Here is a 21,694-nt window from a genome sequence, read left to right on the forward strand (position 1 = left end):
GTAGGCATATGGCGGGGCGAGATCTTGGTAAACGGGAGCCTACGGAATCACTCAAATCTCATGCTGGGAAATTTGAATTATTGGATGCAGCCTGATTGTCAAGTGAGAAAAACTGCAGAATCGAGTAACAGCATTTTCCTCGACAAGCATATTGATCTAAATGAAGCGATTCTTAAGTCTTTGTTCTATAAGTGTTGAATAGCATCTTGGGGATTAAGGTGGAAGGCAGCGGATAATTTGAAGGAATGATACTGAAGCGTAGTCTGTCAGGATATTAGAACAGTCCACTTATTTCTGTCACTGCTATTGAAGTGAGTGTAATGCCTGTTTTTTCCTCACTGGCGAAGGTTTTTTCACCCACGTACAATAAGCCTCAATATTATTTCATCTCGTTGGCCCTCGCCCATCACACAGGTTTCTGCTCCACATGGATCACTCTGTTCACAACAAAATCGTAAGTTTTATCTGGTCAATAGCCGACGACTGTCTGCGGGATGTGTACGTTCGGGGTAAGTACCGTGACGTGATTTTGCCCATGTTTGTCCTGCGTCGTCTGGATTGTCTGCTGGAAGAGACGAAAGAACAGGTGAAAGAAGAGGTCGCTTTCCAGATGGCAGAGTTCGGCCTGCCGGATCAGGACCCGGACGCCTTGCGGGAAGCCTCTGGCTATGTGTTCTACAACATTGCCGATGTTAGCCTGAAAGACTTAACCGGCAACCCTTCGCAACTGGAAAATAATTTCAAACATTATCTGGATAGTTTCTCCGATAACGTTAAAGAGATCATCGAGAAGTTTGACCTGTACAACCATATTAAAAAACTGGCCAGTGCCAATAAACTGCACGATGTGATTGAGAAATTCTTATCGCCGGATATCAACCTGACGCCCCAACCAGGCAAAGACGCAGAAGGGCGTAACTTGCCGCCACTCACCAACCTGGGTATGGGGTACGTGTTTGAAAACCTTATTCGCCGGTTTAATGAAGAGAACAACGAAGAAGCCGGAGAACACTTTACTCCCCGTGAAGTGATCAAGCTGATGACCCATTTCCTGTTTCTGGAAGTGAAAGACGAGCTCCCTCCGGTGATGACTATCTACGATCCCGCCTGTGGTTCTGGCGGTATGCTCACCGAATCCCAGAACTTTATTACGAACCCTAAAGGGGATATTGCTTCCAGTTCTGCTGTTCATCTCTATGGCAAGGAGATCAACGGCGAGACTTACGCTATTTGTAAGTCCGATATGATGATCAAGGGCAATAACCCGGATAACATTAAGTTTGGCTCCACTATTGCTGGCAACGACTTTGAAGGGACTCGCTTTGACTTTATGCTCTCCAATCCGCCTTATGGTAAGAGCTGGTCTACCGAGCAGAAATTTGTCGTTGAGGGTAAGGATATTCTTCAGCCTCGTTTTGAGGTAAACCTGCCCGATTACAAAGGCGTACACAGCTTTCAGAAAGCCTACCCATCCTCCTCAGACGGCCAGCTTCTGTTTCTGATGGAAATGGTGGACAAAATGAAGTCGGCCAAAGAAAACGGTGTAGGCTCTCGCATTGCCTCGGTTCATAACGGTTCCTCCCTGTTTACGGGTCAGGCTGGTGGAGGGGAAAGTAATATCCGCCGCTATATCGTCGAAAATGATTTTCTCGAAGCCATTATCCAGCTGCCCAACAACCTGTTTTATAACACCGGCATCACTACCTATATCTGGATTCTGAACAACAACAAACCACAGCACCGTAAAGGTAAAGTACAGCTGCTCAATGCCCAGGACATGTACCGAAAGCTCCGTAAGAATCTTGGTGAGAAAAACTGCGAGCTGACCGACGAGCACATTAACGAGTTGACCAGGCTCTATCACGACATGGCCGATACGGATCAGAGCGAGATTGCCAAAGTGTTCAACAACAGTGACTTCGGGTACTACAAGGTTACCGTAGAGCGTCCCCTGCGTAAGTCTGCACAGTTCACTGAAGAACGTGTGAACGGGTTGCGTTTTGTTGCTGCCTTGCAGGATGAAATGGCGTGGATGTATCAGCAGTACGGCGATGCTATTTATGACAAGAAAGCCCTGAAAGAGCACCGCAAAGCCATTATCCAGCACTTTGAAGATCAGGGCGACAGCCTCACCAGAAAGAACCGGGACAAACTGCTGGCCCAAAAAACCTGGGATGACCAGAATAAGCTGATGCAGCACGCCCGGCAAATTATGGAAAAAATGGGGCAGAAACAGACCGATGATTTCAATGCCTTCAAAAATGACTTTAACAACTTCGTAAAAGCCCTTGGCTTTAAACTTTCAGCCGGTGAAAAAAACCAGATTCTCAATGCTGTCAGCTGGCGGGATGAAAAGGCCAAACCGGTGATAAAAAAGACTCACACGCTCACTAAAGAGGATGCTTATGAACTGGCAGAAAGCTTTGAAGTGAAAACCGGCTGTCTGCAAGATTTTGGTTATTGGGCAGCTCTGAGCGGAAACAGGAAGGAAGCTGGAAAGTACAGAGAGTACGAACCGGATTCCGAACTCCGTGACACCGAAAACGTCCCTCTACACGAGGATGTTCACCAGTATTTTATTGATGAAGTGCGGCCCCATGTAGATGACGCCTGGTTAGCGCTGGATAAAACCCTCATTGGTTGTGAAATCAGCTTTAACAAATACTTTTACCAGCATAAGCCTCTGCGCTCTCTGGAAGCTGTGACGGGGGATATTCTGCGACTGGAGAGTGAAACGGAAGGCTTGTTGAAGAAGCTGGTAAGTTTTGGGGAGCAGCCATGAGCGAACAAACAGTAGTGTTGGAGGCTTCTCTTCAATTTCCGAAATATGATGCGTATAAAGAATCTGGCGTAGAGTGGTTGGGTGCAATTCCTGAGCACTGGTCAGTCTCTCGTAACCTCGGATTGTTTGATGAGAGAAAAGAAGTCAATCAACCAAGTATGGAGTTGTTGGCTGTCACTATCAAACGAGGTGTTATCAAACAGTCGAAAATAACGACGAAGAAAGACTCCTCAAATGAGGATAAGTCAAAGTACAAAGTCGTCCGAAAGGGCGATTTGGCTTACAACAAAATGCGTATGTGGCAAGGTGCGATTGGTGAATCCAAATATGATGGGATTGTTAGTCCTGCTTATATTATTTTGAATACGAGGAACAGGCTGTATTCGCGATATTTCCATTACCTATATCGCACCAAACAATTCATTGCAGAAGCTAATAGGCATTCCTATGGACTGTGTGATGATATGAATAGTCTGCGATATGAGCATTTTAGAACCATATACTCTCCCACTCCACCAGAGCATGATGTTTCTCGAATTGTCGATTTTCTCGACCACAAAACCGATGAGATCGATGCAGTCATTGCTAAAAAGCAGGAACTGACCCGGCTACTGAACGAGCAGAAAACCATTCTGATTAACAGGACTGTCACTAAGGGACTAAATTCCAATGTCAAAATGAAAGACAGTGGTGTGGCTTGGATTGGGGAGATTCCTGAGCATTGGAATGTTATTGCAAATAGACGAATCTTAAAGAAAATTGAACAGGGAACTAGCCCTTCGATCAAGAACTTGGAATTGTATTCTGGGTTTTCTGTAGTAAAGCTAAGCGCAATAAAAAAAGGAAAATATATCAATGGAGAAGACAAAGAGATAAGCCCTCAAGAGTTTGAAGCTGCATATGAAATAAAGCGTGGAGATCTTCTGATGACCAGAGGAAATACTCCTGAGCTAGTGGCTGATGTTGCTTATGTTGCAGAAGAACCAGATAAGGGGGTAATGATGCCTGATTTGGTTTATAGGCTTACATACGATCAGACTAAGGTTTCTCACAGCTACCTGGTCTATGTACTTCAGGCATCATCTGTGCGTCATCAGATAAAGGTATCTGCAAGAGGATCAAGCCACACAATGGTTAAAGTGTCGCAAGATCATATTAAATCTTGGTGGATTCCAATACCTCCTACAAAGCAAGAGTGCGATGACCTTACTCAACACCTTAATGAGCAATGCTCTGCGGTTATGGAAACTATAGATGCTGCACAAAAAGAAATTGAAGCGCTTAAAGAATTCAAGCAAACCCTGATCACCTACACCACCACCGGAAAAATCAAAGTCTAGGAAAGGAGTCCACATGGTCAGCAATACCGGCGAAGACGCACTGGAACAAGCCATAGAGATCGCCCTGACCGGCGACTGTCGTGAAACCCGTGGGGCAGCGGCGCAACCATCGGCAGCTTACGGACAGGCAAAGCAACAGGGGCAAGGCTACGTAGCAGGCAATCCTGCGGATTTCGACAAACGCTTTGCCATCGACAAAACCCTGTTCTGGCAGTTTTTGCACGCCACGCAACCGGAAGAGCTGACCAAGCTGAAAAACCTGCCCAACTGGGAACAGCTGGTACTGGATCGGCTGAGCAATAAAATCCGAAAGGATGGTGTGGTCACAGTACTGAAGAAGGGATTACAGATAAACGACGCCCACCTTCAATTGTTGCGTAAGGGGATTTATAACAGCCTGAACCCGAACCAGAAAACCCTGTTTGAACAGAACATCTTCTCGATTACCCGACAGGTGCATTATTCTGAAACGGAGCCTCACAAGTCGGTGGATATGGTGCTGTTTGTCAATGGTCTGGCGCTGGCTACATTCGAATTAAAAAAGCCCCAGACCCACCAAACCGTTCACAACGCCATGAAGCAGTACCGGGAAACCCGTGACCCGAAAACCACGCTGTTCCGTTTTGGGCAATGTCTGGTGCATTTTGCGGTGGATACCGACGAAGTCTTTATGACCACTCAGGTCAACGGCAAGAGCACTTACTTTTTGCCCTTTAATAAAGGCGTTGGCTCGCTTGGGGATTCTCTTGGAAGCTATGGTAAAGGCAACCCTGTTAATCCCAAAGGCTATAAAACAGCCTACCTGTGGAAGGAAGTGCTGGAGCCCCTCTCACTGGTGCAGATTATTGAGCACTTCGCCAAAATGGTGGAGGAAAAAGACAGTAAAGGGAAAACCAGAAAAACCCTGTTCTTCCCCCGTTATCATCAGATGGATGTGGTTCGTTGTGCGTTGGCTCATGCCAAAACCCATGGGGCTGGCCAGAGTTACCTTATCCAGCATTCGGCGGGTTCCGGTAAGTCTAATTCCATCACCTGGTTGGCGTTTCAGCTGATCGAACTCTATAACCCGGCCGGACAGGTGAATGTGTTTGACTCGGTCATTGTGGTAACAGACCGGAAGATTCTGGATCAGCAGCTTCGGAATAATATCCGACAGTTCTCTGAAGTGAAAAACATTGTGGCGGTGGCCAACAATGCTGCACAGCTCAAGGCACATCTGGTGCAAGGCAAGCGGCTGATTATCACCACCATCCAGAAGTTCCCCTTTATTGTAGAGGGGATTTGCGATCTGTCGGACAAACGTTTTGCGGTGATTATTGATGAGGCGCACTCTTCCCAGTCGGGTAAAAGCGCCGATAAACTAAATATGTCTCTCGGCATGGAAGACGACCAGACCGAAGATGCCATGCAGGACAAAATTCTGAAGGCCATGGAAGGTCGCAAGATGAGCGACAATGCGTCTTTCTTCGCCTTTACCGCTACGCCCAAACAAGCCACGCTGGAGAAGTTTGGCCGCAAGTCACCCGACGACGGCAAGTTCTACCCTTTTCATCTGTACTCCATGAAACAGGCCATTGAGGAAAATTTCATCCTCGATGTGTTGCAGAACTACACCACCTACCAGAGCTTCTATGAAGTTCAGAAGTCGGTGCAAGAGAACCCAAAATTTAACAGCAAAAAGGCGCAGTCCAAGCTTAAAGCGTATGTAGAAAGCCGCCCTGAAACCATCGAGAAAAAAGCCACGGTGATGGTGAACCACTTTATCGAAAGTGTGGTGAAGGGAAGAAAGCTCAAGGGCAAAGCCAAGGCTATGGTGGTAGCCTCCAGCATTGAACGGGCTTATGAGTATTATCAGGTCATTACCCGTCTGCTGAAAGAAGCCCATATGCCCTTTGGCGCGATTGTCGCGTTCTCAGAGAAGGAAGGTTTTGAACATACCGAAGAGTCAGTAAACGGCTTTGCCGGTAAGGATATTCCCGATAAGTTTAAATCGAACGACTACCGGATTCTGGTGGTTGCCAAAAAGTACACCACCGGCTTTGATGAACCTCTTCTGCACACTATGTATGTGGACAGAAAGCTGCAAACCGTTCAGGCGGTACAGACCCTTTCCCGTTTGAATCGCTGCAACCCTAAGATGGATAAGAACGACACTTTTGTGCTGGATTTCGCTAATACCACAACCGAAATCAAGGCAGCCTTTGATGAATTTTATACCAGCACGGTCTTGGAAGAAGCGACGGATGTGAATGCACTTCACGACTGGAAAGAAGGGCTGGACAATACCGGTGTCTATGAATGGGAAGAGGTTGAGCAGTTTAATCAGCTGTTTTGGGATAGCCGACCCGATGAAGAGCTGCACCCCATTGCTGACGTTGCCGCTGATCGTTTTGACCAGATTGGAGCGGAGCTCGGTGATGAATCTGGTGATGAAGAGAAAGCCGACAAGCGCAAGATCGATTTCAAGATCAAGGCCAAGCAGTTTGTGAAGGTCTATGCTCAGCTTGCCTGCATCATGCCCTTTAATAATGTGCAGTGGGAGATGTTGCACTGGTATCTGCTGTTTCTGATTCCCAAGCTCAAGGTTAAGTCACCGGAAGATGAAGACCTGAAAAGACTGCTGGAAAGCGTTGATATGAACACCTACGCCATGGCGAGGGTGAAACTCAACGAGCGCATAGAACTGGATGACAGCGAAACAGTCGTTGCGCCCCAAAACCCTAATCAGCGCGGCTACCACGGGGAGGAAGAAAAAGAACTGCTGGATGTGATTGTAGAGCGCTTCAATGATCGTCATTTTTCGGGCTGGGAAGGGACGCCGGAAGAGCTGAAAGTCAAGATTCGCAACATTGCCGATCAGGTGGAGCAAAACCCGCACTACCAGAATCAGGTACTCAACAATCGTGATGAACAGAACCGAGCTCTGGCCCGAAATGAGATGATTGGAAAGGCGGTGAGGTCGCAACGAAAAAACGACCTGGATTTTTATCGACTGTTTGTCAATGACGACGATTTCAAATTAACCCTGTTGAATACCGTGGGGCAGGTACTCTCTTTGCATCAGGATAACGGGAAGAAGGCCATAGAGTCACAGTTGGCTATTCATTATAAAAAGAATGAACCTTATTTTGATATTGCTAAAACGATAACCGAAAAAAGAGTGGCCGAAGCTCATGGCACATACGGAACGGCAGCGGTGATGATGGGTGATAAGCCTTTCTTTTTCTACGAAGACATTCAACAGCATGACAATATCAAACCTTTAGCTATGCTGAAGCTTCGCTTGGACAGACCCTACGAAGAGAATTTTGCCAGTCTCAGTTTTGTGAATCAGTCTCAACGACTGAGAAGCATTGGTGTGGTCAGTGCGGATATTCTGACAGAGTATTTTTCGGTGATTTCCACCTTGCAAAAGAATTTCGAAGCTTTGGAAATACCTGAGTATTCACCGGAGTCTGAGACTGAAGGCGTGGTATGGGCACTCAAATCGGCAACGCCTGGTAGCCTTGTCCTGGAAATAGCTGTCAGTTGTTATCTTGTTGGTATGGGGATCATGAAGTTTCTAGAAAAATACCCCAAAATATCGGACGGTGTTTTACGCATCAGAGGTGATATTGAAAAGGTTTCTCAAGCGATGAGAAATGACGAAGAGCCAATGATCATACTCAGCCCTGCTTTGGAAGAAGAGCTCCGCAAAAAAGCTAAGTCATAGGGGGCTCTGGATATCTCCAGGAAAATCAACTTACCATAATGGTAATAAAAATTTGACAGGGTATTTCAAAAAGGTAGGCTATGCTTGCTTGAGGAACTTACCATAATGGTAAATACTGTAAATGTCAGCGGTTATGAAGGTAATCCGCCAGGTAGTGATGCTGAAGTGCGCATTATCAGGGGTGGGCCTATATATTCAGTCGCAAAAGTGAAAGCAGCCCTTGAACAAAAAGGGGCAGTTACATGGACGGCGGATGCAGGTGAAGACCTCCAGGATCTGGATTTAACGACTGATGGGGCCATCACACTCATCAATCAAGCTATTTCAAATGGACGCTTTCTGAACTCTCAGTGGTGTCAGCAAAAGCCTGGTGGGCCCTGGGCTGCTTGTGATAGTTACAGGCTGGCACTGTATGAGTGGAATGACAATGCCCATAGAGAACTTGAAAGCGAATATTACCTGAAGTTTGCAATTGCTAAGAGTGGCGCACTGGTTTTTATCATCTCGTGCCATCTTTCCTCATAATGGGAGCTGAAAAATGAGTACAAATATGAAAACTTGCCCAATATGTGAAGAAGGACAGATCCACGAAACTTCCAGAGAGCGAGAAATAGAATACAAAGGTGAAAAAACCATGATGCCTTTGTATTACTCAGTCTGCGATGCATGCGGCAGTGAGCAAGGTGATGCAGAACAAAGCCGTAAAAATAAACAGGTGATGTTGTCTTTCAAAAAACAGATCGACGGTTTCCTGTCTGGCGAAGAAGTCAGAGAGCAGCGTAAACGTTGGGATATTACCCAAGCTCAAGCTGCCAGGATCTTTGGTGGTGGCCCTGTTGCATTCTCCAAATACGAAGCTGATGATGTGATTCAATCTGAGCCTATGGATAAACTGTTGCGCGTTGCACAAGCGGTTCCAGAAGCGTTTATCTGGCTGGCACAACAGGCAGGTGAGATGGATGTTTGTCAGAAAGCACGAAAAGCTTCTTTTGATTTGATTGAGAACTCTCTGACTCGAAAGGATGATAGTGTGGTCTTGTTCAAAGCCAGATCCAAACCCGTAGTAACAAATATCGAGCAAATCAGTGTATCTTCAACGGATTCTCTTCAGATAGCAGGTTAATTCTTATGAGCACCGATGTAAGCCTGTCACCGCTCCAAACCCGACAGCTCTTGTTTAGCAAGGTGCTTGTTGAGCCCTGTGATTTTCCAGCGGATGAAAAAATATGGGCTCCTGGTTTTGATTTTAAAGATGTTAAAATCGAGACAACCTTGGAAGTCGGTTGTAAAGAAGGGGAAGAAGAAGATCCACGAAACTATCTAGTCACAGTGAGAGTTTCAATTGCCAACGAGCAGGGTAAAAAAGCCCCGTACACTGTCGATGTAGAAGCTCAAGCCTGGATCGAGCTTCAACCCGTATTTGATATTGATAAGCGTGAAGCGATTATGTGTGTCAATGGACCTACTGTAGTGGTAGGTGCTATCCGTGAGGTCGTTACTCAGCTGACAGCCAGGTCGTTTTACGGAGCCCTTGTGTTACCTACACTCAGGTTTCAGAGTGGGGAGCATGAGGGGTAACCACTTTTCTTGATAGGCCCATCACAGTAACGCTGCCTTTGCTCGCTTTCCTGAAACTATTGAGTGTGTATCATGTCGGTCTTGATGGTTTTGGCCGCCCAACAGCTCTCATGCTATCCCCAGCCTTTTACTCTTATGACGGTCGTTTTCAAAAAGATCATAGTTCGAACTCAGGAAGCTTTAAACCAAGGTTGGTTAAAAAATAATCAACCTTGGTTTGAAGCCGAAACTAAAGGCTATTTTACACTTATCCACAGTTCATTCAGGGGGTTGATCAGGTTTTTTGTGGAAAAGTGGATAACTTTTTTTGAAGGGGACATTTTTATCCGATTATTGATATTTTTTCCTTCGGGTTCTTTTGCCTGACGAAAACAGTGTGCTTTCACTATGGGCATTTGTGAAGAGCATGTTACAGTGACTTTGTGGGTCACTTTCTGAATGGCTATTTATTATGGAAATACAGTCGTAACGTTCTCAATGATTTGTACGATTGGTTCCAGGCAGTATTTCCAGCTTATGGCTGTCAGGGAATGATCGTCATCCGCAGTATTGCTCAAGCCTGAAGACTGCAGTAAGTCTTCTAATGACGAGTTCTGGGTGCTCTTAAGGACTGAGGAGACACTTCATGACTGATCAAGAAGAAGCTTATCTAGCCCTTTTGTGTCTACGCAACAGCACTTTTCGAATTGCTCAGTTGTACTGGACCTATATCAAGCTTCGATCACTTACAGGGCAGGCTCCTCCCATTCTAATCATTATGTTGAGTGTACTTTGGGAAAAGCAGCAAGGGCTTCATGACAAGCTGGTGTCTGCTTACCCGGAAGATATGGCAGCTGAAAAGTGGCATGGACAGGATGAAATGAATGATCGACTGGGTGATATGACTATTCAGACTCAGGAAGATCTTCAGAGAATCTGCCAGACAGAAATGCAAATGATGCAATTGGTCAGCATGATGATAAAGCAATAACGGTACAACAGAAATAATCTTTTTTGCTTGGCGAAAAAAGATTATTTCTGTTCCGCCTCTCCTTGAAGGACCGTATTAGACAGGGAATCTATTGTCACCGGCAACCGCGTAAAATCCCTTCCTCCAGAACAGCCTGTATCCTGTGGATAACTTGTTGGATAACTGTGTCTTTGCTGTGGTTTTTCTGGAAAATTGTCCCCAAAAGCGTGTTTCTAAAGTCACACTAGCCCTGGACCCACCTATACTTCTTTTCCTGAAGTGATGGGAGCATTTATGCACAGGCTTACTTTTCATCGTTGCAGTGCCTTTCTGATACTTCTTTTCTCTGCAACCTGGGTCAGTGCTTTTTATTGGGTCGGGGTCAGTAAAGTTGATATTACGGGCCCAGCCGTTGGCAGTGGTATGATGTGTTATGCCGAAAGCAGTCAGATCAGTGCCGGAATCAATGATCGCCAGTGGGCTCGGACCTTTGTCGTAAGACAGAGTGAATCAGAAAATAGTCTTGTCATTGTGGTCATCGATGCCGGAGCTGTCTTCGCCAGTATTTATCAGGCGGTCCTTAACAGGCTTGAGCAACAGTTTGGCACTCTTTATAACCGCCATAATATCATCATAACGGCTACTCATACGCACAGTGCCGTAGCGGGTCAGTCCCATCACTTTCTCTACAATATGCCTTATGGAATTTTCGATGACCGGGCTTTTGAAAAAATGGTCTCGGGCATTGTTCAGGCTATCACGCTGGCCCATGAAGATCTTGCACCCTCAGAAGTCTGGATGAAGACCGGATTATTAGATAATGCCAGTCGTAATCGTTCCTTGCCTGCCTATGAAAATAATGTGGATGCCGGCCAGCGCGATTCTATTGATCAATCTGTTCAGCAGCTCAGATTTATACGAAATGGAAGACCTTTAGGGGCGATTACCTGGTTTGCCACCCATGCTGTCTCTTTTCCCAGCAGTAATCTCTTGCTAAGCAGCGACAACAAAGGCTATGCCAGTTGGGCCTTTGAGCGCTATGCAAAATACAACTGGGGAGTGGGTTCATTTGTTGCCGCTTTTCCTCAAACCAATGCAGGCGATATGACGCCTAACCTGAACCTTGATGGAACGGGACCAGGCAATACACCCGATGAAAATGCCAGAGAAATTGGTCACAGACAGTTTATGAAAGCTCTGGAAATTTACCTTGGAAAAGGTAGAGAGGTATTTGGAGAGATTACTTCGGTTCAGAATTGGGTAGACTTTTCGAACTATGAAGTTCAAGCAAACTTTACAGGACTGAAAGAGCCTGTAAAAACCTGCCATCCCTCTATGGGGTATGGCTTTGCTGCTGGCACAGAAGATGGCAGGCCTCCTTTTCTAATAAGGCTGGCACTGGGTGCCTATGAAGGAAGAAACTCTGAAAGATGGCTGGTTAAAATAGCGACTGATTTTCTGACTTCTCCCTCAGAAGATGATCTGAAATGCCAGAAGCCGAAGCCCGTTATCCTGTCTCTGGGAAGGGACAAAAAATACCATTATCTCAATGACTGGTTGCCTCCTGGCAATATGCATCGAGAAGTTATAAATCAGCCTTGGGTTCCTGAAGTATTGCCACTCATGCTGGCTCGGATAGGCAATTTCCAGATTGCAGCATTGCCTGTTGAACCCACAGTGATGGCGGGAAGAAGGCTTCGGAACAGGCTGTCACAACTTTCAGGCATCCCACCAAGACAAACTGTGATTGCAGGTTACTCCAATGACTATGCCAGTTACCTGACAACGGCAGAGGAATTCTCTAAACAGCATTATGAGGGTGCATCTACGTTATATGGTCCTTGGGAGCACAGTGCCATGATGCAGATTTTTTCCAGTCTTTCCAGGCAATTGAGTGGTGAAGAGTTAGCGTCCACAGATGAAGCAGAACCGCTGGATTTGAGTTATCTGTACGATGATGTTCGTGTAGAAGATATCCTGGAAAAGGAGGATCAGCCTTATGGCAGAATCATTTCTGATGTGCCAGTAAACATTAATTCCGGCCAATCCATTAAGCTTCGATATATTGCATCGCACCCTCGGTCGGGTATGGATCTCGATAGTTTTTTTTATGTGCAGAAGAAAAATGACTGGACAGGTTGCTGGGAGACGGTAGCAACAGATGATGATTGGACGACCCAGTTTAACTGGAAGTCAGGTATTGCGTCTGTTGAATGGACACCTGATAGGTACGACGATGAAGGAGTGTATCGCATGGTCCTGCAAGGGGAGTACTACACGGTCAGCCAGGTTGGGGTAAAAAAACGCTACCAGTCGACATCAGACGAATTTCATTACTCTGCTCGTTGTTATAATCAGAACCCCCATCTGCATCTTTCTCACTCTGTTTATATGGGGCCTGTGTCCGAAAGAAACCGATCTTGTATGAAATATTAAACTCTATAGAGACCAGAGTTTTTTATTAATATTGACCGCCTTATCTCTCAGAAAACGGATCTCTGCATAGGCTTGCTTGATATCATTGTGGGAGGCGAGCGCCTTCTGTTGATCCTGATCATTGATCGAAGGGATGGGAAGACTGTGAATATCTTCCGTGTGCAAAAGAGGTACTTTGCCTCCCGTTTTTAGACGGTTGATCAGTGCTTTTCCCAGGGGGGAGCAGAGATATCTGAATAATACGACGGGATTTTGAATAGGAGTATTGGACTTCATGCGGACAATAATAAAGGCCTGGCTGGCCACCCAGTTATGACCGCACAGAGCAGGAACAATCCCTACTTTCCCAACCTGTCCTTTCACAACAAGCAGGATATCACCCGCTTTAAGCAATTGTTGCCGAGCTCTCTTCAAGTGGTCTGCGGTTCTGATATTTTTTTCAGGTTTCTCTATCTCTCCTGCTTCATTAATATCTCCGGGCAACACTTCGATAAAGGACTCTCCATTCATCGAATCCTGATGCCGGATTGCCTGCCCCCGAATTAATTCAGCAAGATCTGCCAAGGGTGAGGTTTCCAGTTTTTCTATCAGCTTATTCAGCTTCAGTTGATAGTGGGGAAGGACGTAGCGAGAAACCTGAAGGTTGTAATGGTTAGCAATGATATCGTCGTAAGAGATCTGTCGGGCAAAACGGTCATTGGAATAGCTTTCACTTTGTTCAATCAGAGCGCTGATATTTCTGAGCCGAGACCCTTTTGCTGGCGGCAATGCTCTGGATTTGAAAAAGTCATGGTTTGCATCGATCAGAGTAACGGTATCAAAAGATTGCTGTTGATCAAAAACTAACAGTGCCGAGGGGGATTTTCCTGGTAGTGGAAGATCTGCAGGCAGTGCGATAACTGTTTTGAGGTGTCTGTTCTGTATGAGCTTTTGTTTGAAGATCTGCTCTTTTTGAGTACTTTTCTGAAGAAAAGTCTGAGATATCACCGCAACAGTTCTTCCCCGGGTTTGTGACAACGTATGAAACAGGGCCAGAAGCTCCTGATTCAGGCAGCTCTCAGGGTATCGGTCATAGAGGTCCGTTACTGCATCGGCATCCAGTAATTGCTCATCGGGCAACAAGACGATACTGGAATCAAAAAGTTTGAGTGTGCCGGGTTCCGTCCATTGCGGGGTGATCAATGGGTCATTGTATTTCAGCTCCACCGGGCTGTTGAGTAAGACATTGCAAATTGCTGCCAGTGGAGAATCAGAAGGTGTTTCAAAGAACCCTTGTACAGAGAGCTTTTGAGCTTTCAGAATCAAGGCAGTGGAGGCTTCAAAAGGGTAATAGACTTCGTCTTCATCTTTCAGGCGGGCCAGTCCTGTCAAAAGCTCCACAAAATTGTCTGATAGGTAAAAGGGATGTATCTCGTGTCCTGTCAACGCTTCAAGTAGCGAGGGAGCAGCCTGTTCATGCTCAATCAGTTTTTGATACCAGGCTACTGAAAGGAGAGAGATCAGTTCTTCCAGACTGGATTCTGGAATTGTGTGAATAAACGTCTCTGAGTGTTTGAAAGCATCTCGACTGTGCTCCGGCGCTTCTTTTTGCAGCCTGGTCAGTTTCTCTGTGATGAGTCCTTTGGAAAATAAAGCATCGTTTGAGTCGAACCGGAGTGATTCTTCCAGCCATTCCTCATCGGTCAGTTTTTGCCAGACCAGTATTTGTCCAACAGTGATCAGAGCGTCGGGGAACCAGCTCTTCCCAGACCACTTTTTTTTGGCGAGTTGCTTGATGATGTCACGGCTCATAACTCCTCCCTGGAACTATGGCGAAATGCCCTGATATTAAAAAGGCGTAATTAGAAAGTTATCGTTTTTGTCAGAGCATTACCAGATGAATCAAGCTTTGAAGAAAATCGTTCTTTTCTGATTCAGATAATCAGAAGTTGATTATCTGAATCAGAACTTGATTAGATGTGAAGAACTTAAAGAAGAAACATCACATTATTGGGCGAACAGGTAAAAGATATATGACCCAAAAATACTGCCTGAAATGAAAAGCAAAGAAAGAGAAAGACCTTTTAGAGGTTTAGTCGTGTTCATGAAATGAAGTCCTTTTGCTGACTGTGGTAGAAGTCTTTGAATGTTAAGTGCTGATAATGAAGGCCAGAGCCAGATAGGTGAGGACACCAAATGTGAATCCTGATGCTCCATAGAGATTTTGATTCATACATTAATCCTTTAATGATTCAGTTTGCTCAGTTGAGTCATCGATGATGTCAGAAAGTTGCAAATTAGAAAAGCTTCAGCCAAAACTGGATGCCAATGTGCCCATAGTCAGTACCCAGCCATCGACCAGAACAAACAACATCAATTTGAAAGGAAGAGAAATCATCTGAGGGGAAAGCATGATCATACCCATAGCCATCAAGACACTGGCGACCACCAGATCAATAACCAGGAATGGGATAAATATAATAAAACCGATTTGAAAGGCAGTTTTCAGTTCACTGGTGACAAAAGAAGGCACCAGTATGGAAAAGCTGACCTCTTCAGGCGGAATTCCTTCTTCATTACCGATTCGCATAAACAGTGAAAGGTCCGTTTCTCTGGTCTGATTCAGCATAAATGTTCGAATAGGCTCTGAAGCAGTCTTGAGGGTCTGCATCATGGTCATTTCTTCGTTCATGTAAGGCGTTATTGCCTGATGGTAAATCTTGCCAAATATGGGAGACATGATCAGCAGTGTCAGAGCCAGAGCTATTCCTATGAGAACCTGAGTGGGAGGGGATTGCTGTAAACCCATAGCTTGCCGAAGAATGGCCAGAACAATAATGATTCGGGTAAAGCTGGTCAGCATCATCAAGGCTGAAGGAATAAACCCGATCAGGGTCATCAGCACCAGAATTTGCAGAGTGGCGCTGTACTCCTGACCGCCCTCGGTATCAGTAATGGTCAGAACCGGAAATCCAGAAGGTTCTGCCAGAGAAAAGGCTGGTATCAACAGAAGAGAAAATAAAAAATAACGGCTCACTTCGAGCTTCCGCCTTTCAACAGGTTTCTGAACTGATTGGCAAAATCTTGTTGGTGCTCCTTGCTCTCAGGTGGCAACGGGGATTCATCAAAAGTATGAATCAGATTAACTTGCTGATTGGTAACACCCAGCAAGATATCTTTGTCACCTACCCGAATCAGACAAACTCTTGCCTGACTTGAAACGGGAATGCTGGAAACGACTTTTATGCCCTGGCCGATTGCGGGTGTACCAATATTCAATTTTTTCACAATCCAGGCCAGTGCAAATATCAGTAAAATCACAAAGAACAGTGGAGCAACGACCTGTGTCAGGCTCAGGTCGGCGGCTTTGTTTGTTTCAGCTTCTGCTGCGGCAATGGTTGAATAACCCAATAGATAAACAGGCCAAAGCCTTTGCAGCAAAACTGTTATGCCTTTGGGCAGTAAAAGGCATTGAAGGACAGAAAGAACATTTTTCATGGATTAAGACAATTTCTTGATACGTTCAGATTCACTGACGACGTCTGTCAGTCGAATGCCGTATCGGTCATTGATAACAACCACTTCTGCGTACGCAATCAGAGTTCCATTGACCTTAACATCCAGTGGCTCCGAGGCTTCTTTTTCCAGTTCTACAACGGATCCTTTATTGAGGCGTAGCAGGTCAGCAATGCTGATTTGCGTGCTGCCCAACTCCAGTGACAATGTCACTGGAATGTCCAGAATCAGTCCGAGATCGGGACTTTTTTCATGGCTTTCATCATCATCACTTTCGACGGAACCACTGACGGCTTCCTCAATGATTGAAGCACTGTCTTTGGTGGTTTCTTCCTGAGCACCCTGCTCTTCGGGAGTTGCACCTTCCTGGGGTTCCTGATCGTCCTGATCACTCATTACACTTCCTCTTTATTCTGGAGCGCAATCTTTGAATTCACCTTACGGGACACTTTCAAAGCCAGCATATCGTCATCTCGGCATACACTGGCCTGCAGGCAGGGAATGCCGGCTATTTTGACGGAAACCAGCTTGGGCATATCGGCCTGAATAATGTCGCCTACCTGAAGCTTCAACACCTGCTCAAGGGATAACTGTACATTGCAGAGCGTGGCACTCATTTCAACGGGAGCCATCAGAATGCTGTTGCGCAGATTTTGCCGCCACTCCGGATCCTGCTCAGTGAACTTAAAGGTATGCAGCTTTTCTCTCACCGGTTCCAGAGCCCGGTAGGGTAAAATAATGTGAAGGTGTCCTTCCCTGTTTGCCAGTTTAAGTCTGAACCGACTCACCAGAATCAACTCAGCATCGCTGGTAAAAATCGTCGATACCGGATTAGAGTCGTATTCAGGCAATCGGACTCTGAAAGGAAGAATGGTTTCCCAGGACTGCTGGAGATTCTCTATGGCCGATTTCAGAAAGCGCCTGACCATTCTCAGTTCAGTCTGGGTCATTTCCCTGTCACCTTCATCGGAGCTGTCTCCGGGTCCGCCAAAGAATAACTCGACCATGGCGCTGACCAGCTTGGTATCAAGGGCAAAGAAGCCGGAGCATTTCAGCGATTGCACCCTGAACAGATGCTGGACTTCAGCTGAACGATTCTCGTTGATGTAATCCCCATATTTCTGGGAATCAACCCGTTCAAACTTTGCTTCGATACCGGTGTGTAGAAGGTTATAAAGACTGTGTCGAAAGTTTTGGGCGAAGCGGCGGTAAATCAACTCCAGAGTGGGTAGAAGATCATGGATCTTGTAATCGGGGTTGGTCAGATCATATGACTGAACATTGGCATAACTATCCCCGTTGGAGACTTTGTCGTTCGTCTTCCGGGAGTTGTTAACCAATAAATTTAAGACGTCTTGCGGAACAGATTTTTTCACGCAGCCTCCTGCTCGCGCGTACTCGATCCAGACTGCTTAAGAAAGATCGGGGTATATCCATACACCTTCCTGTTAACTCTTATCATATTCGTGGGAAAGCTTGAAGAGCAAGCCCCTTTTCCTGAGAAGTCAGCCTACTTTACCCACGATAGTAATATCTTTGTGCTCAGGAACCTCATTGAAAGACAGTACTTTCATGCCTTCGGTACAGAGTCTTGCGTAGCGTGCCATCATCGGTCTCAGTTGGGCTGACACCAGTAAAATAGCGGGTTTACCCTCGGCCATTAGTTGACGGGTGACTTCTGGTAAGTGAGTTTGCAACTGCTCTGAAATGCCGGGTTCCAGAGGAAGAGTATCCGGTGAAAACTGGGTGTTTTGTTGTGCCTGTTGCCAGGCCTGCATCATGACCTGTTCCAGTTTTTCATCCAGAGTGACCACTGGAATAGTCTGTTCATTGCCTACAAGGTTGTGAACAATGGTTCTTTTCAGCGCCGCTCTGACCTCACCGGCCAGCATTTGTGGGTGGCTGTGTCTTTCTGTGGCTTCTAGCAGCGTACTGGCGATGGTTTTGAAGTCACTGACTGGAACATCTTCCAGCAGTAATTCTCTGAGAACTCTCATTACCTGGCTGGTGGATAATTTTTTAGGGACTAACTCTTCAGACAGTTTGGAAGACTGCTGGGTCAGGTTATCCAGAAGCTGTTGAACTTCATCGTGACCCAACAGCTCACTGGCATTTTCCTCAACGACTTTACTGATATGTGTGGCAATGACGGTTGAAGGATCTACAACGGTATACCCCAGTGAAATGGCGTCATCCTGAAGGTCTTCCGTGATCCATGTGGCTTCCAGACCATAAGCGGGGTCGTGAGTGGGCATTCCGGTCAACTCACCAAAGACTTCACCGGGGTTGATGGCGAGTAACTTATCGGGCTCCAACTCACCTTCTGCTGATTCCACTCCCATCAGTGAAATTCGATAGGCACTGGGCTTTAATCCCAGGTCATCTCTGATATGCACACTGGGAATCAGAAAGCCCAGTTTGTTAGAAAGGTTTTTTCGAATGCCCTTTACCTGGGTCAGCAACTTTCCACCCTGCTTGTCATCGACCAGAGTGATCAGTCGATAGCCAAGCTCCAGGCCCAGCGGGTCAACCGGTGGGACATCGTCCCAGGTGAGTTGACCTGCTTCTGTGGTATCTGCTTTTTGTTCCTGATCTTCTGACGTTTCCTGATCTTGTGCCATTTGATTCTTTTTGTAGGCCCACCATGCCATGACACCTACAGCCCCTCCGAGGGATAAAAAGGCAAGATGAGGCATGCCAGGCACCAGCCCCATAACAATAATAATGGTGGCTGTGACTGACAAAGCTTTGGGTGAAGAGAACATCTGATCAGAAATCTGGTTACCCACATCGGCAGATTCCGATACCCGGGTAACGATGATGGCGGCAGCAGTGGACAGCAACAGAGAAGGAATCTGTGCGACCAGACCATCACCAATAGTGAGCAGAGCGTAAATAGAAAAGGCATCACTAAAGCTGAGATTATGAAGCATGATGCCAATACAGAGTCCACCAATGATATTGATGGCCAGTATCAGCAGACCTGCAACAGCATCTCCACGTACAAACTTTCCGGCACCGTCCATAGAACCGTAAAAATCAGCCTCTCGTCGTACAATCTCACGGCGGTTATGGGCTTCTGTCTGATCGATTAATCCAGCGTTAAGATCCGCATCAATGGCCATTTGCTTGCCGGGCAAGGCATCCAGGGTGAATCTGGCAGAAACTTCTGAAATACGTCCGGCACCTTTAGTTACGACAACAAAGTTGATGATGATCAGGATAAAGAAGACCACCAGACCGACAACGTAGTTGTTACCAATCACCACTTCACCGAAAGCCTGAATGACTTTGCCGGCAGCCCCGCTGCCTTCATGACCTTGAAGCAGTACTACACGGGTAGAGGCAACGTTCAAAGCCAGACGCAATAACGTGGTGACCAGAAGAATGGTGGGAAAAACAGCAAAATCCAGTGGCCGGAGAGTGTAGATACTGACCAGCAATACCAATAGGGAAAGAGCGATGTTGAATGTGAAGAGCATATCCAGCATGAAGGCTGGAATGGGCAGTGTCACCATACCGATAGTGATCAGTACGATCAGGGGAATGCCCAGATAACCGCTGGCGATTCTTTTCAGGCTGTCCTTGTTTAAGGATTGACTCAGTGTGTCCAGAAATCCCCGATCCATGGGAGTATCCGTTGCCAGAAGTGATTTCTTCAACGTTAACAGTATGAAACGCCTATGGAAAGTCAGCCTTTATGATCAGGGGGATCAGTCGATGGAAACTTCAATGGCAAACGGCCTGAATGAGAAAACAGTATGTCGGATCTCTTCGAGAAAAATATCCAAATCATTGAAGAACGCTGGCCGGAATTAGCAGAAGTCATACGACGTCAGGATATTGAGTTGCTGGATGCTCGTCTGGTGACTGGCGCCAACCAGACCATCAGTGTCAATAACATACAGTTGTCCAGTAGACACCATCGTTTACAGGAAGCCATGTTGCAGGCTGCCATGATTCCTGAAGAGAGTCGTATTGCCTTTCTTTATGGCACAGGTCTGGGTGATGTTCAGGATGAACTGCTCAAGAGAAGTCAGATGAATGAACTTCATGTTCGAATCATGAACGAAGCCGTATTCAGTCTGGTTTTGCATTTCTCCGATCAAACTCACTGGCTGGAAGATCCGAGAGTTGATCTTGCCAGTGCGGCCGTTTTCAGAGACGTAGAGAAACCTTACTTCGCCATACCCTCTGACTTGGTATTGGCGTCAGAAGTGAATATTACGTCCAGAAACCAGCTTTGGAATGACAGTACTGAAGAGTTTATGAACCGGCCATTTGATAAGGATAATCCTGAGTTCATCCAGCGATTTTCAGAGAACACCCCATTGATTGAGCAAGATCAGGATGTGGTCGAATGGTTTGATACGGCCAAAGGACGCAATGCCTGTGTTATCGGCAGTGGTCCTACACTTGAGTCCAACTATGAATACCTGCTGAGGATGCAGGAATCTGATAACCCTCCCTTGATGATTGCAGTGGATACGGCCTTTACGCCTCTGATAGAGCATGGCATTCGTCCGGATATGGTGATCAGTATTGATTTTCACATGACAGCCGAGCGTTTGGGATCTGATCGAAGTGGTTCGATTCCTTTGATTTACTTTCCCCTGATCACCCATGAAGCACTGGAACGCTGGCAGGGCCCCAGGTTTTGTGCCTACTCCCTTTCTGATGTATTCGACACCATCAAACAGGATTACCCAAGAGGGGATCTGTATACACACGGCAGTGTGATACATCCTGCCATCGATCTGGCGGTTAAGATGGGAGCAAAAAGTGTTTCACTGTTTGGAGCTGACTTTTCCTATCCGGGAGGTTTGTCTCATGCTCATTGGGAAAACGGAACCCTGACGCCACATTCTGATAAGGCTCAGCACTGGGTGCTAAACGGTCATGGAGAAAAAGTAGCCTCCCAGCCCAATCTAATCAGTTATCTGGTAGGCGTTGAACGTTATATCCGGTTGCACCCATCTGTCAGTTTCTTCAATTCAAGTCTTGAAGGGGCTCACATCGAAGGGGCGGTGTATTACAAATCAGGAGTTATGACATGAAAGACTGGATGACCCCAAAGGAAAAACTGGTGGTAGTGGCTCACATGATGAGAGTAGGGAATCTGGCTGATGCTAATGCCTGTCTGCCAATTATCATGGACGAAACCTTCAAGGCAGCAAAACAGTTGAAAGAAGATGACGCTATCTGGTTGCAGGAATTGATGACGAAAGCTTATCAGGCTCAGGAGAAACATGACTGGCTGGGGATGGCTGATTTTCTGGAATATGAGTTGACTGGACTTTATCCCGAATGACAGGTTGTCTCCTGAAATGTTATTGAGATGACAAACCAATAGAAAAACTGACAAGAGTCGACTGATTAACCGGGAAGGGATGCCGATGAGG

General features: G+C 46.2%; 16 protein-coding genes. 10 read left to right on the top strand and 6 right to left on the bottom strand.

The genetic code is table 11. The features are described 5' to 3' along the window. The first annotated feature begins 427 nt into the window (after positions 1-427). From ACR2PX_RS11160 to ACR2PX_RS11195, 8 genes are all read left to right on the top strand, one after another. Positions 428-2,782, top strand: a complete 2,355-nt coding sequence (locus tag ACR2PX_RS11160; RefSeq protein ID WP_433999437.1) for a type I restriction-modification system subunit M — start codon at positions 428-430, stop codon at positions 2,780-2,782. Then, complete coding sequence (locus ACR2PX_RS11165) at positions 2,779-4,122, top strand: hypothetical protein (protein ID WP_433999438.1); 1,344 nt, start codon at positions 2,779-2,781, stop codon at positions 4,120-4,122. The genes ACR2PX_RS11160 and ACR2PX_RS11165 overlap by 4 nt, the downstream gene beginning before the upstream one ends. Before the next feature lie 13 nt (positions 4,123-4,135). Continuing rightward, positions 4,136-7,834, top strand: coding sequence for a type I restriction endonuclease subunit R (locus tag ACR2PX_RS11170; protein WP_433999439.1), 3,699 nt, complete (start codon positions 4,136-4,138; stop codon positions 7,832-7,834). An 84-nt stretch (positions 7,835-7,918) separates the two neighbouring features. Next, positions 7,919-8,359, top strand: coding sequence for a hypothetical protein (locus ACR2PX_RS11175; RefSeq protein ID WP_433999440.1), 441 nt, complete (start codon positions 7,919-7,921; stop codon positions 8,357-8,359). 13 nt (positions 8,360-8,372) lie between these two features. Beyond that, positions 8,373-8,957, top strand: a complete 585-nt coding sequence (locus tag ACR2PX_RS11180) for a type II toxin-antitoxin system MqsA family antitoxin (RefSeq protein WP_433999441.1) — start codon at positions 8,373-8,375, stop codon at positions 8,955-8,957. Between the two features lie 5 nt (positions 8,958-8,962). After that, positions 8,963-9,412: a hypothetical protein gene (locus ACR2PX_RS11185; RefSeq protein ID WP_433999442.1), complete on the top strand. Its 450-nt coding sequence runs from the start codon at positions 8,963-8,965 to the stop codon at positions 9,410-9,412. Between the two features lie 625 nt (positions 9,413-10,037). Further along, positions 10,038-10,382, top strand: coding sequence for a hypothetical protein (locus ACR2PX_RS11190; protein WP_433999443.1), 345 nt, complete (start codon positions 10,038-10,040; stop codon positions 10,380-10,382). A gap of 273 nt (positions 10,383-10,655) precedes the next feature. Next, positions 10,656-12,797, top strand: a complete 2,142-nt coding sequence (locus tag ACR2PX_RS11195; protein ID WP_433999444.1) for a neutral/alkaline non-lysosomal ceramidase N-terminal domain-containing protein — start codon at positions 10,656-10,658, stop codon at positions 12,795-12,797. A gap of 3 nt (positions 12,798-12,800) precedes the next feature. On the opposite strand, the gene ACR2PX_RS11200 is transcribed toward ACR2PX_RS11195, so the two are convergent. The 6 genes from ACR2PX_RS11200 to flhA all read right to left on the bottom strand — a co-directional run bounded on the left by ACR2PX_RS11200 (position 12,801) and on the right by flhA (position 19,921). Then, positions 12,801-14,588 (bottom strand): N-6 DNA methylase, encoded by a 1,788-nt coding sequence (locus ACR2PX_RS11200; RefSeq protein WP_433999445.1) that lies wholly within the window; start codon positions 14,586-14,588, stop codon positions 12,801-12,803. Between the two features lie 496 nt (positions 14,589-15,084). After that, positions 15,085-15,813, bottom strand: coding sequence for a flagellar type III secretion system pore protein FliP (gene fliP, locus ACR2PX_RS11205; protein WP_433999446.1), 729 nt, complete (start codon positions 15,811-15,813; stop codon positions 15,085-15,087). Further along, positions 15,810-16,274, bottom strand: coding sequence for a flagellar biosynthetic protein FliO (fliO, locus tag ACR2PX_RS11210; protein ID WP_433999447.1), 465 nt, complete (start codon positions 16,272-16,274; stop codon positions 15,810-15,812). The genes fliP and fliO overlap by 4 nt, the downstream gene beginning before the upstream one ends. A 3-nt stretch (positions 16,275-16,277) precedes the next feature. Next, positions 16,278-16,688, bottom strand: a complete 411-nt coding sequence (gene fliN, locus ACR2PX_RS11215; protein WP_433999448.1) for a flagellar motor switch protein FliN — start codon at positions 16,686-16,688, stop codon at positions 16,278-16,280. Next, positions 16,688-17,668 carry a flagellar motor switch protein FliM gene (gene fliM, locus ACR2PX_RS11220; RefSeq protein WP_433999449.1) on the bottom strand — a complete coding sequence of 327 codons (981 nt, stop codon included), beginning with the start codon at positions 17,666-17,668 and terminating at the stop codon, positions 16,688-16,690. Before fliM ends, fliN begins: the two co-directional genes overlap by 1 nt. A 129-nt stretch (positions 17,669-17,797) precedes the next feature. Next, positions 17,798-19,921 (bottom strand): flagellar biosynthesis protein FlhA, encoded by a 2,124-nt coding sequence (gene flhA, locus ACR2PX_RS11225; RefSeq protein ID WP_433999450.1) that lies wholly within the window; start codon positions 19,919-19,921, stop codon positions 17,798-17,800. A 132-nt stretch (positions 19,922-20,053) separates the two neighbouring features. Between flhA and ACR2PX_RS11230 the strand changes: the two genes are divergently transcribed. Next, positions 20,054-21,349: a motility associated factor glycosyltransferase family protein gene (locus ACR2PX_RS11230; protein WP_433999451.1), complete on the top strand. Its 1,296-nt coding sequence runs from the start codon at positions 20,054-20,056 to the stop codon at positions 21,347-21,349. Beyond that, the gene (locus ACR2PX_RS11235) at positions 21,346-21,603 is read left to right on the top strand and encodes a hypothetical protein (protein ID WP_433999452.1); all 258 of its coding nucleotides are present in this window, start codon (positions 21,346-21,348) and stop codon (positions 21,601-21,603) included. The genes ACR2PX_RS11230 and ACR2PX_RS11235 overlap by 4 nt, the downstream gene beginning before the upstream one ends. Positions 21,604-21,694 lie beyond the last annotated feature (91 nt).

This window comes from Endozoicomonas sp., from assembly GCF_051008435.1.
Taxonomy (GTDB): domain Bacteria; phylum Pseudomonadota; class Gammaproteobacteria; order Pseudomonadales; family Endozoicomonadaceae; genus Endozoicomonas_A.

Excerpts from the sequence above, each read along its gene's own strand:
- fliO (WP_433999447.1), bottom strand. The coding sequence starts at position 16,274 with ATGAAAAATGTTCTTTCTGTCCTTCAATGCCTTTTACTGCCCAAAGGC.
- flhA (WP_433999450.1), bottom strand. The coding sequence starts at position 19,921 with ATGGATCGGGGATTTCTGGACACACTGAGTCAATCCTTAAACAAGGAC.
- ACR2PX_RS11190 (WP_433999443.1), top strand. The coding sequence starts at position 10,038 with ATGACTGATCAAGAAGAAGCTTATCTAGCCCTTTTGTGTCTACGCAAC.
- ACR2PX_RS11165 (WP_433999438.1), top strand. The coding sequence starts at position 2,779 with ATGAGCGAACAAACAGTAGTGTTGGAGGCTTCTCTTCAATTTCCGAAA.
- ACR2PX_RS11160 (WP_433999437.1), top strand. The coding sequence starts at position 428 with ATGGATCACTCTGTTCACAACAAAATCGTAAGTTTTATCTGGTCAATA.
- ACR2PX_RS11170 (WP_433999439.1), top strand. The coding sequence starts at position 4,136 with ATGGTCAGCAATACCGGCGAAGACGCACTGGAACAAGCCATAGAGATC.
- ACR2PX_RS11185 (WP_433999442.1), top strand. The coding sequence starts at position 8,963 with ATGAGCACCGATGTAAGCCTGTCACCGCTCCAAACCCGACAGCTCTTG.
- fliN (WP_433999448.1), bottom strand. The coding sequence starts at position 16,688 with ATGAGTGATCAGGACGATCAGGAACCCCAGGAAGGTGCAACTCCCGAA.
- ACR2PX_RS11195 (WP_433999444.1), top strand. The coding sequence starts at position 10,656 with ATGCACAGGCTTACTTTTCATCGTTGCAGTGCCTTTCTGATACTTCTT.
- ACR2PX_RS11200 (WP_433999445.1), bottom strand. The coding sequence starts at position 14,588 with ATGAGCCGTGACATCATCAAGCAACTCGCCAAAAAAAAGTGGTCTGGG.
- ACR2PX_RS11230 (WP_433999451.1), top strand. The coding sequence starts at position 20,054 with ATGTCGGATCTCTTCGAGAAAAATATCCAAATCATTGAAGAACGCTGG.
- ACR2PX_RS11235 (WP_433999452.1), top strand. The coding sequence starts at position 21,346 with ATGAAAGACTGGATGACCCCAAAGGAAAAACTGGTGGTAGTGGCTCAC.
- ACR2PX_RS11180 (WP_433999441.1), top strand. The coding sequence starts at position 8,373 with ATGAGTACAAATATGAAAACTTGCCCAATATGTGAAGAAGGACAGATC.